Genomic DNA, 15250 nt, shown 5'->3' with positions numbered 1-15250 from the left:
TCCGGATGCGCAGGGTGGCCATCGTGGCCCCCGAAGCAGCGCTGCGGGCGAGCCTGGTGCGGATCGCCGAGACGGGTTGCGTGGAGATCGACCTGGCCGGGGACGGCGGGCCGGACGTCCGCGGCCCCGCGGCGACACGTCTTCAGCGGCTGCGCACCGAACCGCCGCGATGCGTTCTCAGCGAGGTCCGGCCCGACCTGGACGCGCTGGAGCGCGAGGGCCGGACGGACCTGCTCGCGGGCGAGGCGCAGTTGGAGGAACGCCTCGGCAGCGCGGTCCGGCACGGCACGGTCGCGGCACTCGCCGGCTGGTGCCCCGAGACGGAGGTGGGTGCCACGGCGGCGCGCGTCGCCGGTGCCGGAGGCGCTCTGGTTCCGCTGCGTGCCCCACGCGGTGTCGATCCGCCGACTCTGCTGACCGGAGCGGACACCGCGCCCCCGGCCTACACGGCGACGCCCGTGCGCCGCTCCTTCACACCTCTCGTCACGACCTACGGGACCGTGCCCTACGCCGACCTCGACCCCACCATGGCGGCCGGATTCGTCTACGTGTCGATGTTCGGCCTGATGTTCGGCGATGCCGGGCACGGGCTGCTGCTGGTCGCCCTCGGGCTCCTGCTGCGCGCCGGCCGACCGCGCCGAGCGGCGGCTCTACGCCCGCTGTGGCCCTTCGTCGCGGCGGCCGGACTGGCCGCCACCCTGGCCGGGGTGGCGTACGGCGAGTTCTTCGGTCCGACCGGCGTGCTGCCCGTGGTGTGGCTGGAGCCGCTGGACGAGCCGATGCGGCTGCTGGCCGTGGCCGTCGGGCTTGGCGCCGTGCTGCTGCTCGTGGCCTACGCCGCGGGGATCGCCAACCGATGGCGGGAGGGCGGGCCTGCGGCGGCCTTGTACGCGACGACCGGGATCGCCGGAGCGGCGCTCTTTCTCGGTCTGGCCGTCGTCGCCGGGTACGTATGGTTCGGCCAGGCGGCGTACGGCGTCGTGGGTGCGGTGATCACGGCCGTCGGGCTGGCGCTGGCCGGGGTGGGGCTGTACGCGACCACGGCGGGCGGTCCGGGCGGCGCCGTCCAGACCGGCGTCCAACTGTTCGACGCGGTGGTGCGAATCGGCTCCAACGTCGTGTCATTCGCACGGCTCGCTGCTTTCGGCCTGACGCACGCGGCGATCGGCGCGATCGTGTGGGACGGCACGACGGTCCTGGCGGGCCGGGGCCCGGTGGGCGTCGTCGCGGCGATGCTCGTGTTCCTGCTCGGCAATGCCCTGGCGTTCTCGCTGGAGGCGCTGGTGGCGGGCGTCCAGGCGCTGCGCCTGGAGTTCTACGAACTGTTCTCCCGTCTCTTCGAGGGCGAGGGCCGCCCCTTCAGGCCCTGGCGCCTGCCCGTGCAGCACCTGACGGCGCCCGCCGCCGACGTCGCGCCGTCGGCTGCGGCTGAGACCGTCCCACCGGCCCCGGCGCGGGAGGAGCAATCGTGATCACCTGGTTCTTGGCACTGCCCGTCGTCGTCGCCGGATTCGTCGCCGTACGCCTTGTGGTGCGGCGCTCGGGCGGGACGGCCCTGTGGTGGATGGTCGCCACCGACGCCGTACTCCTGGTGGCCGCCACCGTGGTGCTGGCCCTGGCCCTCGGCGGAGGCTCCGCGCAGGCTGCGACGCTGGAGGCACAGGCCCCCGGCTCCGGGACCGCCGCCCTGATCGGCGCCGCGATCGCGGTGGCCGGGGCGACGATCGGGGCGGGCATCGCCGTCGCCTACACCGGCGCCGCGGCCCTCGCGGCGCTCAGCGAACGACCGGAACTCTTCGGCCGGGCCATGGTCATCGTCGGCCTTGCGGAGGGCATCGCCATCTACGGGCTGGTCGTCGCGGTCATTCTCATCGGGAAGGCATGACCATGGGACGCGTCGCCGCCCTCGGAGAGCGGACCCGGGTGGCCGGTCTGGCCCTGGCCGGGGCGGTCGTCCTCGTCGCGGACGGCACCGAGGCCGTACGCCGGGCCTGGCGCGACCTGCCGGACGGCATCGACCTGGTGATCCTGACCCCGGCGGCGGCGAAGGCTCTGGGACCGGACCCCGCGGCGCCCGGACCCCGCCGCCCGCTGACCGCCGTGATGCCGCCATGACCATCCCCTCCCCAGACCGGACGGCAGACGTCCTCCACCCGGTCCGGGCGGAGCTGCTGCGGGCGGCTCACGCCGACGCGGACGCGCTCCTGGCCCGCACCGGACGGCAGGCCGCCACCCTGCTCGACGACGCCCGAGCCGAGGCCCGGGCGATACTGGACGAGGCCCGGCGCCAGGGCGAGGCCGACGGCTCGGACGCCGCTCGGGACCTCCTCGTCAGGGCCAGGCGGGAGGCCAGGTCCCGCACGCTCGCCGCCCGCCGGGAGGCGTACGAGGGGTTGCGCCGCGAGGCCGCCGAACGAGTCGGGCGGCTGCGCCGAACCGACGGCTACGCCGCCCTGAGGGCCGGGTTGGAACACCGCGCCCGTGTCCTCCTCGGTGCCGCAGCCGAGGTGAGCGAGCACGCCGACGGAGGCGTGGTGGCACGGGCACCGGGCAGACGGATCGACCTCTCGCTGACCGCGCTGGCCGACCGCGCGCTGGATCGCATGGGAGGGGAGGTGCGCAGCCTGTGGGAGCCATGACTGGCACCTCGGGGGCCCGTCGGCGGCCCGCCGCCCGGCAGCCGGTCTCCCGGATCCTGCGGGTCACCGGACCGCTGGTCGAACTGGAATACACGAGCGGCATCGCGATGTACGACCTGGTCTCGATCGGCCCGGCCGGGCTGCCCGGCGAGGTCGTGGCCATCAGCGGGGACGTGGTCACCGTCCAGGCCTACGAGTACACCGGCGGCCTGGCTCCGGGGCAGCCGGCGCTGCCCCAGGGCCACCCGTTGTCGGTGCGGTTGGGTCCGTCGCTGCTCGGCGGGATCTTCGACGGCCTGCTACGCCCCCTGTCGGGTGTCGGCGACTGGCTGCTGCCCGGCGCGCAACGGGCCGCTGACCAGGAGCGCACCTGGTTCTTCTCCCCCTCGGTGGTGCGGGGCGCGCAGGTGACCGAGGGTCAGTCGCTCGGGGAGATCGGCGACGCGGGACCCGTGCGAGTGAAGGTTCTCGTGCCACCCGGCACCGAGGGCACGGTCGAGGAGATCGCCGGTGCCGGACACCGTACGCGCGACATGCCGGCGGCCGTGGTGGGCGGCACCGAGGTGGGGGTCGACGCGCTGTGGCCGGTGCGCCGGCCTCGCCCGGTACGGGAGCGCGTCGACAGCCATGAGGGTCTCAACACCGGCCAGCGGGTGATCGACCTGCTCTTCCCCGTGGCCCGGGGCAGCACGGTGGCGGTGCCCGGTGGCTTCGGCACCGGCAAGACGATGCTCCTGCAGCAGATCGCCAAATGGTGCGACGCGGACGTCATCGTCTACGTCGGCTGCGGGGAGCGCGGCAACGAGATGGCCGACGTCATCACCGAACTGGCGGAGCTTCAGGACCCGCGCACGGGGGGACGCCTCGCGGACCGCACCGTGACGATCGCCAACACCTCGAACATGCCGATGATGGCGCGGGAGGCGAGCGTCCACACCGGAGTGACGGTCGCCGAGTACTTCCGCGACATGGGGCTGGACGTGGTGGTGATCGCGGACTCCACGTCCCGCTGGGCGGAGGCGCTGCGCGAGTTCGCCTCCCGTACCGGCGCGCTGCCCGCCGAGGAGGGTTATCCGGCCGGGCTGGCCTCCGCCATCGCCGCCTTCTACGAGCGGGCGGCGGCGGTGAGCACACTCGGCGGCGACCAGGGGTCGGTGACCGTGATCGGCGCGGTGTCGCCGCCCGGCGGGGACATGACCGAGCCGGTGACGGCGCACACCGAACGCTTCGTCCGCTGCCTGTGGACCCTGGACCGCGAACTCGCCTACGCCCGCCACTACCCGGCCGTCTCCTGGGCCGGGTCCTTCTCCCGGGACGTACCGGTCCTGGCCGCGAGGCACCGCACGACGGGCGATCCAGTGTGGGCTCGGCGCCGCGAGCGGGTGGGAGCGGTGCTGGCGGAGGCCGACCGGCTGGCCGATCTGGTGGAGCTGATCGGCATCGCGGCCCTGCCCTCGCCGGAGCGTGTCAGTGTGCTGGCGGGGAGGCTGGTGCGCGAAGGCGTGTTGCAGCAGAGCGCGCTGTCGGAGCGTGACGCGTACTGCGCGCCGGAGAAGACGGCGGCACTGGCCGACGCCGTCCTCGCGGTCGCCGAACGCTGCCGCGAGCTGGTGGGCTCCGGCATCCCGGCGACCTCGGTCGAGGAGGTCGACTTCGGCCCGCTGCTGCGGGCCCGGGAGGACACCGGCCCGCACGACGCCGCGGGGGTGGTGGCGCGGAGGGCGGCGATGCTCGCCAGGCTGGGAGAGGTTCGGCCATGAGTGTGTCCGGTGGGATCGAGTACACGTCGGTGCGCGAGCTCCGGGGGCCGCTCGCGGTCGTCGAGGGCGTCTCGGGTGTCGGCTGGGACGAGTACGTGGGCATCACGCTCGCCTCGGGCGAACGGCGCCACGGCGTGGTCCTGGACGCCGACCGCGACCTGGCGGTCGTCCAGGTGCTGGAGGGCACCGCGGGCATGGACCCGGAGGGCGTGCGCGCGGCCTTCTCGGGCAGCCCGCTGTGCGTCCCGGTCGGGACGGACTGGCTCGGCCGGGTCTGCAACGGCCGGGGTGAACCCCTCGACGGCGGCCCGCCCGTCCTCGGCCACCGGACTGCCGAAGTGGGTGGCGCACCCATCAACCCGGTGCGGCGCGAGCCGCCGTCCGAGCCGGTGCTCACCGGCGTCGGGGTCGTCGACGCCCTGACCACTCTCGTACGCGGGCAGAAACTGCCGGTGTTCTCCGTGGCCGGGTTGCCGCACCTGGAACTGGCCGCCCAGATCGCCGCCCAGGCCACCACCGCCGGCGAGGCGTTCAGCGTCGTCTTCGCGGGCATGGGCCTCACCCACGCCGACGCCTCCTTCGTGCGTGACGCCCTGGAAGAACGGTCCGCGGCCGGGGAACTCACCGTGCTGCTGAACACCGCCGACGACCCGGTGATCGAGCGGATCCTCACCCCGCGCATCGCGCTCACCGTCGCCGAGCACCTCGCCTTCACCGAGGGGCGGCACGTCCTCGCGGTGATGACCGACATGACGACGTACGCCGAGGCGCTGCGCGAGGTCTCCGCCGCCCGCGGGGAGATCCCCGCCCGCCGCGCCTACCCCGGCTACCTCTACAGCGACCTGGCCTCCCTGTACGAACGCTGCGGACGCATCCGGGGCCGCCCAGGCTCGGTCACCGTGCTGCCGGTGCTCACCATGCCCGCGGGCGACATCACCCACCCCGTACCGGACCTGACCGGCTACATCACCGAGGGCCAGATCGTGCTCTCGCCGGAGACACACGCGCGGGGCGTGTACCCGCCACTGGACGCCCTGTCCTCTCTCTCCCGGCTGATGCGCAAGGGCGCAGGACCGGGTCGTACCCGCGACGACCACCTGGACGTCGCGGCCCAGTTGCTGGCCGCGCTGGCCCGCGCGCGGCAGGTCCGCGACCTCGCCGACCTGGTCGGTCAGGCGGCGCTGAGCCCCACCGACCGCCGCTACCTGCACTTCGAGGAGGCGTTCCTGCGGGGCTTCGCCGACCAGCGCAGCGACGAACCACGCGGTCTCGACGCAGCGCTGGAACGCGGCTGGCGCGCCCTGCTCACCCTGCCCCGCAGCCAGCTCTCGATGCTCCCCGTCCAGCTCCTCGACGCCCACGAGGCGAAGGACCTCGACGCGCTCGACGGCCGCGAGGAGGCGCCCTTGTGACCGGCGCCCGCCGTACGCCACCCGGTCGAGCGGGACGCCTGCGGCTGCAGCACAGCCTGGAAGTCGCCGAGCGCGGAGCCGACCTGCTGGAACAGAAGCTGCGTATTCTCCGCTCCGAGCACGAGCGGCTGCTGCGCGCGGAGGAGACAGCCGCTCGGGCCTGGCGGGATCTGCTGTCCGAGGCCGAGGAATGGCTGCTGCGCGGACTGCTCCTGGGCGGGGAACAGGCCCTCGACTCGGCCGCCGCAGGCAGTATCCCCGCCGCGGTCACGGTGCACTGGACCACCTCCATGGGTGTACGCCGTCCGGCGGCGGTTTCCGCGTCCGTACCCGCCCGTCCGGCCACCGCCGCCGCTCCCGCCAACACGGCCCTCGTGCACGCCGAGGCGGCCTACAGCCGCGCCGTGCGCGCCGCCGCCGAGTACGCGGCCGCCCACGCCGCCGCCGAGCTGGTGGGTGCGGAGGTCGTCAGCACCCGGCACCGGGCCCGGGCCCTGCGGCGCCACTGGATCCCCCGCCTGCGGCAGGCCCTCGTTCGCAGCGATCTGGCCCTGGAGCAGGCCGAGCACGAGGACAGCGTCCGGCGACGCTGGGCTGCCCGGCAATGAGCGTGTCCGCTCCCATATCAGCCGAAAGAGTATTAAGTTAGCCTTACCTAAGTCGAGGGGCCTGCGCGAGGAGTGGACACATGCGCACAACCCGCCGAAGAGTTGTCACCTCGGTCGCCATCGGCAGTCTGCTGATCCCAGGCCTTGCGGCGTGTGGTGGCGAGAGCGGAGGAGCGGAACCTGCCGAGCCGTCCTCCGACAAAAGGATCACGGTCTACAGCGGCCGCAGCGAATCCCTGGTCAAGCCGGTGCTGGACGACTTCCAGGAGGCCAGTGGCGTCGCGGTCGACGTGCGTTACGGCGAGACGGCGGCCATGGCGGCGCAGCTGCAGGAGGAGGGCGGTCGGACGCCGGCGGACGTATTCCTCGCGCAGGATTCCGGGGCTCTGGGGGCGGTCGCCGGGCACGATCTGTTCGCCGGGCTGCCGGATGACGTGGTGGACAAGGTGCCCAGCGCTTACCGGGGCGAGGGCGGGAAGTGGGTCGGGGTGACCGGCCGCTCGCGCACCATGGTCTACAACGTCGACCAGGTCGCCGAGAAGGATCTGCCGGACTCGGTGTTCGACCTGACCCGGCCGCGGTGGAAGGGGAAGGTGGGGGTCGCGCCGACCAACGGCTCGTTCCAGTCGTTCGTCACCGCCATGCGCGTCGAGCACGGCGAGGAGCGGACCCGGGAGTTCCTGGACGGGCTGAAGGCCAACGACGCGCAGATCAGGGAAGGCAACGGGCACATCGTCACAGACGTCGACAACGGGGAGCTCGCCACGGGACTGGTCAACCACTACTACGTGTACGAGCTGGCAAAGGAGGAGGGCACCACCGTCGACACGCTCAAGGCGAAGAACCACTTCTTCCCGAACGGCGACATCGGCGCCCTCGTCAACGTCTCCGGCGTCGGCGTGCTGAAGGGTTCCGGCGAAGACCCCGACGCGCAGGCGTTCGTCGACTTCCTGCTGAGCAAGCCGGCGCAGACCTACTTCGCCCGGGAGACGTACGAGTATCCGCTGGTGGCCGATGTGGCCAGTGCACCCGGCCTGCCGAAGCTGTCTTCGCTGAAGACTCCGGACATCGACCTGGACGACCTGGACGACCTCCAGGCCACGATCAACATGATCAAGGAATCAGGGCTGGCCTGACCATGGCGTCGGAGGCCGTCGTACGCCGCGGGGTACGGAGGATGCTGCCGCGCCCGGTACTGGCGGCTGCCGCGACGCTGGGCGTCGGTGTGGCACTGATCCCCCTGGTCTATCTGGGTGTCCGGGTCGGTGACGTGGGCTGGGCCCGCATCAGCGAAGAGGTGTTCACGGCCCGGACCGGGCGGCTGACAGCCCGGAGCGTCGCGCTGGCGGGGTCGGTGACGGCGGCGAGTACGGCGCTCGGCGTGGGGTCGGCGTTCCTCGTCACGCGCACCGACCTCCCGGCCCGTCGGCTGTTCGGAGTGCTCGCCGCGCTGCCGCTGGCGGTGCCCAGCTACCTGGCGGCCTTCGCCTGGGTCTCCACGGTGGACGGGTTCGAGGGCTTCTGGGCTGCCGCGCTGGTCCTGACGCTGGTGTCGTACCCGTACGTCTTCCTCCCCGTCGCCGCGGCGCTGACGAGTGCCGACCCGGCGCAGGAGGAAGTGGCCCGGTCACTGGGGAGCGGCCCGTGGAGCACCTTCATGACCGTGACGCTGCGCCAGATCCGGCCCTCAGCGGGGGCCGGGGCGCTCCTGGTAGCGCTCTATGCGCTCTCCGACTTCGGCGCGGTCTCCGTCCTACGGGCGAATGTCCTCACTCGGGCCGTCTTCACCTCCATCCGCCTCGGCTTCGACCGCACCGGCGCGCTGGTGCTGGCCACCGTACTGGTCATGCTGACCGTGTTCATCGTCTCGGGCGAGCAACTGACCCGACGGAGTGCCGCCCGCTACGCCAGGCTCGGTGGCGCGGGCCGCCCACCGACACGGCTGCGCCTGGGCCGCCACCGGTGGCTTGCGGCATCAGGTCTCCTCGGCACCGGAGCCGTGGCCCTCGGCGTCCCGGCGGCGAGTCTCGCGCGATGGTTCGGCGAGGGCGTGTCCCGGCCCGGTTCACTGACCGGCCTTGCCACGGCGGCGGGGAACTCCCTCAGCGTCTCCGCCGCCGGTGCTGGCCTGACCATGCTGCTCGCCCTGCCTCTGGGACTGCTGGGCGCCCGCGCCCCCAGCCCCCTCGCCGCCGTCCTGGACCGCCTGGCCTACCTCTCGCACGCGCTGCCCGGTCTGGTCATCGGCCTCGCGCTGGTCTTCTTCGGCATCAGCGTCGCCTACCCGCTCTACCAGAGCGTGTGGCTGCTCGCGCTCGCCTACGCGGCGCTGTTCCTCCCACTGGCAGTCGCAGCAGTCGGCAGCGCCGCGCTGCAAGCCCCGCCGGCGTTGGAAGAGGTGGCCCGCTCGCTCGGCCGTCGCAGATTCCACGTACTCCGCACGGTCACTGTGCCGCTGGCAGCACCTGGTATCGGGGCCGGAGCGGTTCTGGTCTTCCTCACCTGCATGAAGGAGCTGCCCGCGACCCTGCTGCTGCGGCCGACGGGGATGGACACGCTCGCCACCGAGCTGTGGAGCCAGACCTCGGTCTCCGCCTACGCGGCCGCCGCGCCCTACGCCGCGCTGCTCGTGATCCTGGCCGCGCTGCCGACCTGGTGGCTGTCGGCTCGTACCGGAGTCCTCGCCACCGGAGGAGGAAGCTGACATGGCCGAGCTGGACATCACCGCGGTGCACAAATCCTTCGGCGGCGTACGAGCCCTGTGCGGAGTGGATCTGAAGGTCCGTTCCGGCACGCTCACAGCGGTCCTCGGCCCCTCCGGCAGCGGCAAGACCACGCTGCTGCGCTGTATTGCCGGATTCGAAACCGTGGACGCCGGGGAGATCCGGCTCGACGGCCACCGGATGGCCGACCCCGGCCGTACAGTGCCGCCGGAGCGGCGGAAGATCGCGGTGGTCCCGCAGGAAGGCGGCCTCTTCCCGCACCTCACGGTGCGTGGCAACATCGCCTACGGGCTCGACCGGCACAACCGACGGAACGGACGCACCGAAGCCGTGCTGGCGATGGTGGGCCTGTCCGGATTCGAGAACCGGATGCCGCACCAGCTCTCCGGCGGCCAGCAGCAACGCGTCGCCGTCGCCCGGGCCCTAGCCCCGCACCCCCCGGTCGTCCTGCTGGACGAGCCGTTCAGCGCTCTGGACGCCGGTCTTCGCGCAGACGTGCGCCAGGACGTGCGCAGCGCTCTGCGCGCCGACGGCGCGACAGCCGTCCTCGTCACCCACGACCAGGCCGAGGCCCTGTCGATCGCCGACGAGGTCGCCGTCATGCACGACGGCCGGATCGTGCAGAGCGGACCACCGGACCTGGTCTACAGCGCCCCTGCCGACCCGTGGGTGGCCGGCTTCGTCGGCGAAGCCGTGTGGCTGCCCGCCGAGATGACCGGCGACCGGGCCCACACACCGCTCGGTCCGGTGCCGGTCGTCACCACCGGCCACTGTCCGCCGACGACCGCGGGGCGGGTGCTGCTGCGGCCCGAGCAGATCGAGGTCGTCGCGCCCATCGCCCCGGCAGCGGTCAAGGCGACCGTCGTACGCCGTGACTTCCAGGGACACGATGCCCTGCTCACCCTGCGGCTGACGGACGGGACCCCGGTGCTCGCCCGAATCTTCGACCCGGCCTCGCTCCCTCACGTCATCGGTGGCGAAGTCGGCCTGCGTGTACACGGCGCCGCCCGGACCTTCCCGGTCCCGCCCAGGACCCCGCAGTGATCGACTCCGAACACTCGTCCGGGCCGGTGGCGCACCTCCGCGCCCACCTCGCCGCCGGACACCCTTCTCGGCTGGCGCGACGGCGCGGGTCCCGGCAGCGTGGGAAGTGCGCAGAGCAGCTCCTGAGTGAGGTGACCATGCAATCTTCCGAACCGGTACCACGGGTGGTCGTGGGCGTGGACGGCTCCCCCGCGTCCCACGCCGCCCTGCGGTGGGCCGACCTGTACGCCCAGACCGTGGGTGGCATCGTGGAGGCGATCCACGTCTGGGACACGCCGTCCGCCAGGGGCTGGAGCGGACCGGCGATCGATCCCGACTTCGACCTCGAGCAAGCGCGGTCGGTCTTCGCCGACGAGTTGAGCGCGGTCTTCCCCGGCGAGCGTCCGGAGCGTGTGAAGGCGCATCTCGTCGAGGGTGACCCGTCCGAGGCTTTGATCCAGGCCTCGGAGGCTGCCGAAATCCTTGTCCTGGGCCGCCGGGGCCGGGGCGGCTTCGCCAGGGCGATGCTCGGGTCTGTCAGCCAGCGCTGCGCCCAGCACGCCGCCTGCCCGGTGGTTGTCGTCCCTCCGGAGCAGCACTCCGCCCGCTGAACCTCTTCTCGTGCCTCGGCGCTCACTCGAACGCCGCGTGGTTCGCCTCCGGCCGGGAGGGTTCGTGCGCCGGGCATTCAGCCCGGGCTCGTCTCCCGTTGCCGGGCGGCCTCGTCGGCAGTGGCGCACCGGACCTCCAGGCTCACCTCCGGGGCCTGGGCCAGTGTGTTCGTCACCGTGCAGTGGGAGACCACCGCGCGCATCGCGGCGAGCCGCTGCGGCGGCAGGGCCGGCGCCAGCAGAGTCAGGGAGAGGGTTGCGACACGGGCGGGCCGTTCGTCGGCCATGCGGTACTCCGCGCGGACGGACAGGCCGCCCCGGTCGACGCCGTGACGGTCGAGGAAACGTCCGGCGTAGTGGGCCGCGCAGGAGGCGATGGCCGCCACGAACAGTTCCACGGGCGTGGGCCCGCTGTCCTTCCCGCCGTCGGACAGCGGCTGGTCGACCGTCACCACGTGCCCGCGCACCCGGATCTCGTAGGCGTCGCCCACGACGGGCACCACCTCGGCCGCGCCGGGCGGGACAGCGGGTTCCGGATCCACCGCGGCGGCCTGCAACAGCAGCAGCCCGGCGAGGCGACGGGCCTCCTCGGCTGTGAGCGAGGCCCACAGCTCCCCCTCGTCGTGGGGCGCGCAGGAGGTGTCCACAACCACGCGTCCCAATGCGGACGGCAGTCCTCGGGGCGCAAAGCGGGTGACGTTGATCGTGCGTCCACAACTCGTTTCGATCTTCATCTCGGCTCCTGTCGGCTGACTCCGCCGCGACGGCCGGTCACCTTCCAGTCAACCGCCGTCCCACCAGTGTCGTCTGGAGCCGAACAGTCCCTGACGAGGTCCGAAGGTCCCGTCGGCGGAAACCGGCCGCTGGAGCTCGGGCCCTGCCTTCGGTGTGCGGAGCCCATCGGCCGGCCGGCGTGATGATGCCGCTCGCGCGCCGACTGAGTGCCGGCCGTCACGGCGACGGGACCGTTCGGCCCTCGCGCTCGGGTGGGTGTGTTGCCGATCCTGGTGGTACGGGGACCTGCGGGACACAGGCCGCCGGCCGGTTCGGGGCCCTCGGGACGGAAGGAGGAGCGATGAGCGGGTTGGTGACCGTAGGAGTCGACGGCTCCGTGCACAGCCTCGACGCCGTCGCCTGGGCGGCTCGTGAGGCCGAGTACCGCGGCGCCGGCCTGCGGGTGGTGCACGCGCTGCGCCAGCCGGCCACGGTGGCGTTCGATCCCGTGCTGGCGAGGACCGCCATGGACCGGCTCCGCGAGGAAGCGAAAAAACTGGTGGACGACGCAGCGGCCGGGGTGCGGTCGATCGCACCGGACATCGGCATCTCGGCGCTGGTCCTGCCCGGTGACCCTCTGACCGTGCTGGAGGAACAGTCCCGGTCGTCGCAGCTGGTCGTGGTGGGCAGCAGGGGCCTCGGCGGGTTCAAGAGCCTGCTGCTCGGCTCGACCGCGATCGGGCTCGCGGCGCACGGTCGGTGTCCCGTCCTCGTCGTACGGGAGCCGACGGAGCCGTCGGGGCCGATCCTGCTCGGGGTCGACGGCTCCCCCGCCGGCGCGGCGGCCGTCCGGTTCGCCATGGAGGCAGCCGCCGCGCGGGGCGCCCGAGTCGTCGCCCTGCACGCGTGGACCAACTGGAACGCCCCGATGCCCCCTCCGCACGACCCCGACGAGCCGTACTCCAACCCGCCCGGGTCGCTCGCCGCCGCCGAGGAGCGCCTGCTGACCGAGGCACTCGCGGGCATCAGGGAGCGGTATCCGGATGTGAAGGTGGAGCACCGCACGGTGCACGGACCGACCCGGCCGGCACTGATCGAGGCCAGCCGCTCGGCCCGGCTCACCGTCGTGGGCTCGCGCGGCCGTGGCGGCTTCGGCGGCCTGCTGCTCGGGTCGGTCAGCCAGGCCGTGCTCCATCACGCCTCGAGCCCCGTGGCAGTCGTCCGGGGATGAGCCGGTCTGGGCAACCTGCGTAGCGTCGCGGGACTTGGTCGTCGGTTTGTTCCACCCGTTTCCTCAACCGGAGAGTCGTCCGCACCTCGGGAGGTCACCATGACTGAATCCCCGTACACCGTGAGCGACGTCATGACGCACACCGTCGTCGCCGTCGGTGAGGAGGCACCCTTCAAGGACGTCGTCGAACTGCTCGACCAGTGGAAGGTCAGCGCCCTGCCGGTGCTGGCCGGTGAGGGCCGGGTCGTCGGAGTGGTCTCCGAGGCCGACCTGCTGCCCAAGGAGGAGTTCCGCGACACCGACGAAGGCGCTCTCACCGAGCGGGCCAAGGCGAGCGCGCTGACTGCGGGCGGGCTGATGAGCTCCCCGGCCGTGACCGTGCACGCCGACGCCACCGTCGCCGAGGCCGCCCGCATCATGGCCCGCCGCCACGTCAAGCGGCTGCCGGTCGTGGACGGCGTCGGATTGTTGCAGGGCGTGGTCAGTCGAAGCGACCTGCTGAAGGTGTTCCTGCGCTCCGACGACGAGATCGCCGAGGAGATCCGGCACAGTGTGCTGAGCGTGCTGCCCTACGGCGACACCCTCACGGTGTCGGTCACCGACGGCGTGGTCACGATCGGCGGGCTCCTCCCCGAACGCGCGCTGGTGACACTGATCGCTCGGGCAGTTCGCGCAGTCGAGGGCGTCGTGGACGTCCGGCTGGATCTGACGCATCGGTGACCCTGACGAGTGCCGCGCCCCTGTGCTCGCCCGGAACCTGCTAGACGGGTTGCATGCAAGGGCCGCGTCACGCTGGTGAGTACGCTGCTCGTCGGTCGCCGCCGTCCCACGCGCCCGCCAGCCGGAGCCCACAGCACATCCACGGGAGCGCAGCACGCCGCAGAGTCCGGCCGGACTGCCCGGTCCCGACCATCTGCGGCGCGCCTCGGTTCCGTCTTCTGCCCCTCCCGGCCCGCCTGCGGCGGAGTCGTCTTCGTAGCATGAGGGACGTGACCGCCCGTACACAGCTCCGCCGTTCGTGCTCGCCCCTGGGGCAGTGGCGGGCGCTGCTGTTGCTCGGGCTGCTCGCCGGGCTTCTCGGAATGCACGCTCTCGGGCCTGCCGACGCAGTCTCGGCAGGCGACCACTCGTCGCATCACTCCCCCAGCGCCACAGCACACGCGGGTAGGGAGACGGCCGGCGACGAGTTCGTCTGTCACGGCGACGGCAGCGGCGGGCACACCCGGCACGCCGATGCCACCTGTGCGTCCGGTGCGATCGGCGCGGGACCGGTTGTGCCCATGCTGATGCCCGACCCACTCGGCGCGGCCTCACCCACCGACCACCTGCCCGGCGCCCTCGCCGCCACGCCCGACGGCGGGCGTGCCCCGCCCACCCTGGCCGAACTGCAACTCCTGCGGATCTAGGACAAGGCCTAGGGGTGTCTCGTCGATCAGGCGAGCCCGGCCTGATCGACGAGACACCCCTAGCCGTGCCCGCCCCGTCGTCGAGGGCGGATACGGCGCTCAGCCATTTCCCGCGCCGACCGGCGCGCCACCTTCGTACAGCGCAGGAGTACATCCCATGACCAGCACCCGTTCCCTCGTCCGCCGTGCCGCCCTGGGCGTGACGGCCGCGACCGCCGCCCTCGTCCTCGCCGCCTGCGGCAGCGACGGCGGCTCCTCCGACAACGGCTCCGGTACGCGGACGTCCGCCCCGGCGAGCGCCGAGGACACCGCCGGTGCCCACAACGACCAGGACGTCGACTTCGCGCAGGGGATGATCCCGCACCACCAGCAGGCCCTGCAGATGGCGCAGATGGCCAAGAGCCAGGCGTCCTCCGCCGAGGTCAAGGACCTCGCCTCCCGGATCGAGAAGGCTCAGGACCCGGAGATCGAGACCATGTCCGGGTGGCTGGAGGCGTGGGGTGAAAACGTGCCCTCCGGCATGCCCGGCATGGACCATGGCGGGCACGGCAGCGACGACTCCTCCGACATGCCCGGAATGATGGACGCCAAGGACATGGACAAGCTTATGGAAGCGTCCGGTACGAACTTCGACACCATGTTCCTGACCATGATGGTCGAGCACCACGAGGGCGCCGTCCAGATGGCCGCCACCGAACAGGACAAGGGTCGGTACGGGCCGGCCAAGAAGCTGGCCGACGACATCATCACCGCGCAGACCGCCGAGATCGAGGAGATGAACCAGCTCCTCGGCAAGAGCTGACGGTTCCACGGCGGGAGACGGGGTGGGGTTCCCTGCTCCGTCGCCCGCTCTCCGCTCCCCGCTCCTTCTCACGTCTGCCGAAAGACCTCCCCAAGGACAATTCGTTTCCGCGCGGCCGCAGTCGTCACCGCGGCCCCTCTCGCCGCCGTCCCGGCTGCGTGCTTCTCCACGACTGATGCATCGCGTCCGGCACGGCATCGGCCGACAGCTCGGGCGGCCACGCCGTCAGCCACGTCCACGGCCCGGGCATCGACCCGTCCGACGAACGCCTGTACGTCGCCACCCACGAAGGCGTGCTCGCAGTGGCCGAGGACGGCACTG

At 72.6% G+C, this 15250-nt stretch carries 16 protein-coding genes; 15 read left to right on the top strand and 1 reads right to left on the bottom strand.

What is annotated here, in order from left to right; all coding sequences use genetic code 11:
- Nucleotides 1-23: 23 nt before the first annotated feature.
- The 11 genes from ACSU6L_RS34340 (at nt 24) to ACSU6L_RS34290 (ending at nt 10776) form a co-directional block, all read left to right on the top strand.
- Nucleotides 24-1472, top strand: a complete 1449-nt coding sequence (locus tag ACSU6L_RS34340; protein ID WP_437063240.1) for a V-type ATPase 116kDa subunit family protein — start codon at nt 24-26, stop codon at nt 1470-1472.
- Nucleotides 1469-1885, top strand: a complete 417-nt coding sequence (locus tag ACSU6L_RS34335) for an ATP synthase subunit C (protein ID WP_437063238.1) — start codon at nt 1469-1471, stop codon at nt 1883-1885. Before ACSU6L_RS34340 ends, ACSU6L_RS34335 begins: the two co-directional genes overlap by 4 nt.
- Nucleotides 1882-2115 (top strand): hypothetical protein, encoded by a 234-nt coding sequence (locus ACSU6L_RS34330; protein ID WP_437063236.1) that lies wholly within the window; start codon nt 1882-1884, stop codon nt 2113-2115. Before ACSU6L_RS34335 ends, ACSU6L_RS34330 begins: the two co-directional genes overlap by 4 nt.
- Complete coding sequence (locus ACSU6L_RS34325; RefSeq protein WP_437063235.1) at nt 2112-2639, top strand: hypothetical protein; 528 nt, start codon at nt 2112-2114, stop codon at nt 2637-2639. The genes ACSU6L_RS34330 and ACSU6L_RS34325 overlap by 4 nt, the downstream gene beginning before the upstream one ends.
- Nucleotides 2636-4399 carry a V-type ATP synthase subunit A gene (locus ACSU6L_RS34320; protein WP_437063233.1) on the top strand — a complete coding sequence of 588 codons (1764 nt, stop codon included), beginning with the start codon at nt 2636-2638 and terminating at the stop codon, nt 4397-4399. The genes ACSU6L_RS34325 and ACSU6L_RS34320 overlap by 4 nt, the downstream gene beginning before the upstream one ends.
- Entirely contained in the window at nt 4396-5811 is a 1416-nt protein-coding gene (locus tag ACSU6L_RS34315) for a V-type ATP synthase subunit B (RefSeq protein ID WP_437063231.1), read from the top strand. The genes ACSU6L_RS34320 and ACSU6L_RS34315 overlap by 4 nt, the downstream gene beginning before the upstream one ends.
- The gene (locus ACSU6L_RS34310) at nt 5808-6419 is read left to right on the top strand and encodes a V-type ATP synthase subunit D (protein WP_437063229.1); all 612 of its coding nucleotides are present in this window, start codon (nt 5808-5810) and stop codon (nt 6417-6419) included. The genes ACSU6L_RS34315 and ACSU6L_RS34310 overlap by 4 nt, the downstream gene beginning before the upstream one ends.
- A gap of 80 nt (nt 6420-6499) precedes the next feature.
- On the top strand, nt 6500-7555 hold the full coding sequence (locus ACSU6L_RS34305; protein WP_437063227.1) for an iron ABC transporter substrate-binding protein: 1056 nt from the start codon (nt 6500-6502) through the stop codon (nt 7553-7555).
- 2 nt (nt 7556-7557) lie between these two features.
- Entirely contained in the window at nt 7558-9123 is a 1566-nt protein-coding gene (locus ACSU6L_RS34300; RefSeq protein WP_437063225.1) for an ABC transporter permease, read from the top strand.
- 1 nt (nt 9124) lies between these two features.
- Nucleotides 9125-10186 (top strand): ABC transporter ATP-binding protein, encoded by a 1062-nt coding sequence (locus ACSU6L_RS34295; RefSeq protein ID WP_437063223.1) that lies wholly within the window; start codon nt 9125-9127, stop codon nt 10184-10186.
- A 137-nt stretch (nt 10187-10323) separates the two neighbouring features.
- Nucleotides 10324-10776 carry a universal stress protein gene (locus tag ACSU6L_RS34290; RefSeq protein WP_437063221.1) on the top strand — a complete coding sequence of 151 codons (453 nt, stop codon included), beginning with the start codon at nt 10324-10326 and terminating at the stop codon, nt 10774-10776.
- Nucleotides 10777-10853: 77 nt separating this feature from the next.
- On the opposite strand, the gene ACSU6L_RS34285 is transcribed toward ACSU6L_RS34290, so the two are convergent.
- Entirely contained in the window at nt 10854-11429 is a 576-nt protein-coding gene (locus ACSU6L_RS34285) for an OsmC family protein (protein WP_437065145.1), read from the bottom strand.
- A 422-nt stretch (nt 11430-11851) separates the two neighbouring features.
- Here ACSU6L_RS34285 and ACSU6L_RS34280 point away from each other — a divergent pair, with 422 nt between their 5' ends.
- The 4 genes from ACSU6L_RS34280 to ACSU6L_RS34265 all read left to right on the top strand — a co-directional run bounded on the left by ACSU6L_RS34280 (nt 11852) and on the right by ACSU6L_RS34265 (nt 14929).
- On the top strand, nt 11852-12721 hold the full coding sequence (locus tag ACSU6L_RS34280; protein ID WP_437063219.1) for a universal stress protein: 870 nt from the start codon (nt 11852-11854) through the stop codon (nt 12719-12721).
- A 99-nt stretch (nt 12722-12820) separates the two neighbouring features.
- Complete coding sequence (locus tag ACSU6L_RS34275; RefSeq protein WP_437063217.1) at nt 12821-13441, top strand: CBS domain-containing protein; 621 nt, start codon at nt 12821-12823, stop codon at nt 13439-13441.
- A 269-nt stretch (nt 13442-13710) separates the two neighbouring features.
- A complete protein-coding gene (locus ACSU6L_RS34270; protein WP_437063215.1) occupies nt 13711-14127 on the top strand; it encodes a DUF6153 family protein in 417 nt (138 codons plus the stop codon).
- Between the two features lie 157 nt (nt 14128-14284).
- Nucleotides 14285-14929 carry a DUF305 domain-containing protein gene (locus tag ACSU6L_RS34265; protein ID WP_437063213.1) on the top strand — a complete coding sequence of 215 codons (645 nt, stop codon included), beginning with the start codon at nt 14285-14287 and terminating at the stop codon, nt 14927-14929.
- Nucleotides 14930-15250: the final 321 nt, after the last annotated feature.

This window comes from Streptomyces sp. enrichment culture, from assembly GCF_964272855.1.
GTDB lineage: Bacteria > Actinomycetota > Actinomycetes > Streptomycetales > Streptomycetaceae > Streptomyces.
This window is presented reverse-complemented; position numbering and strand designations above follow the sequence as displayed.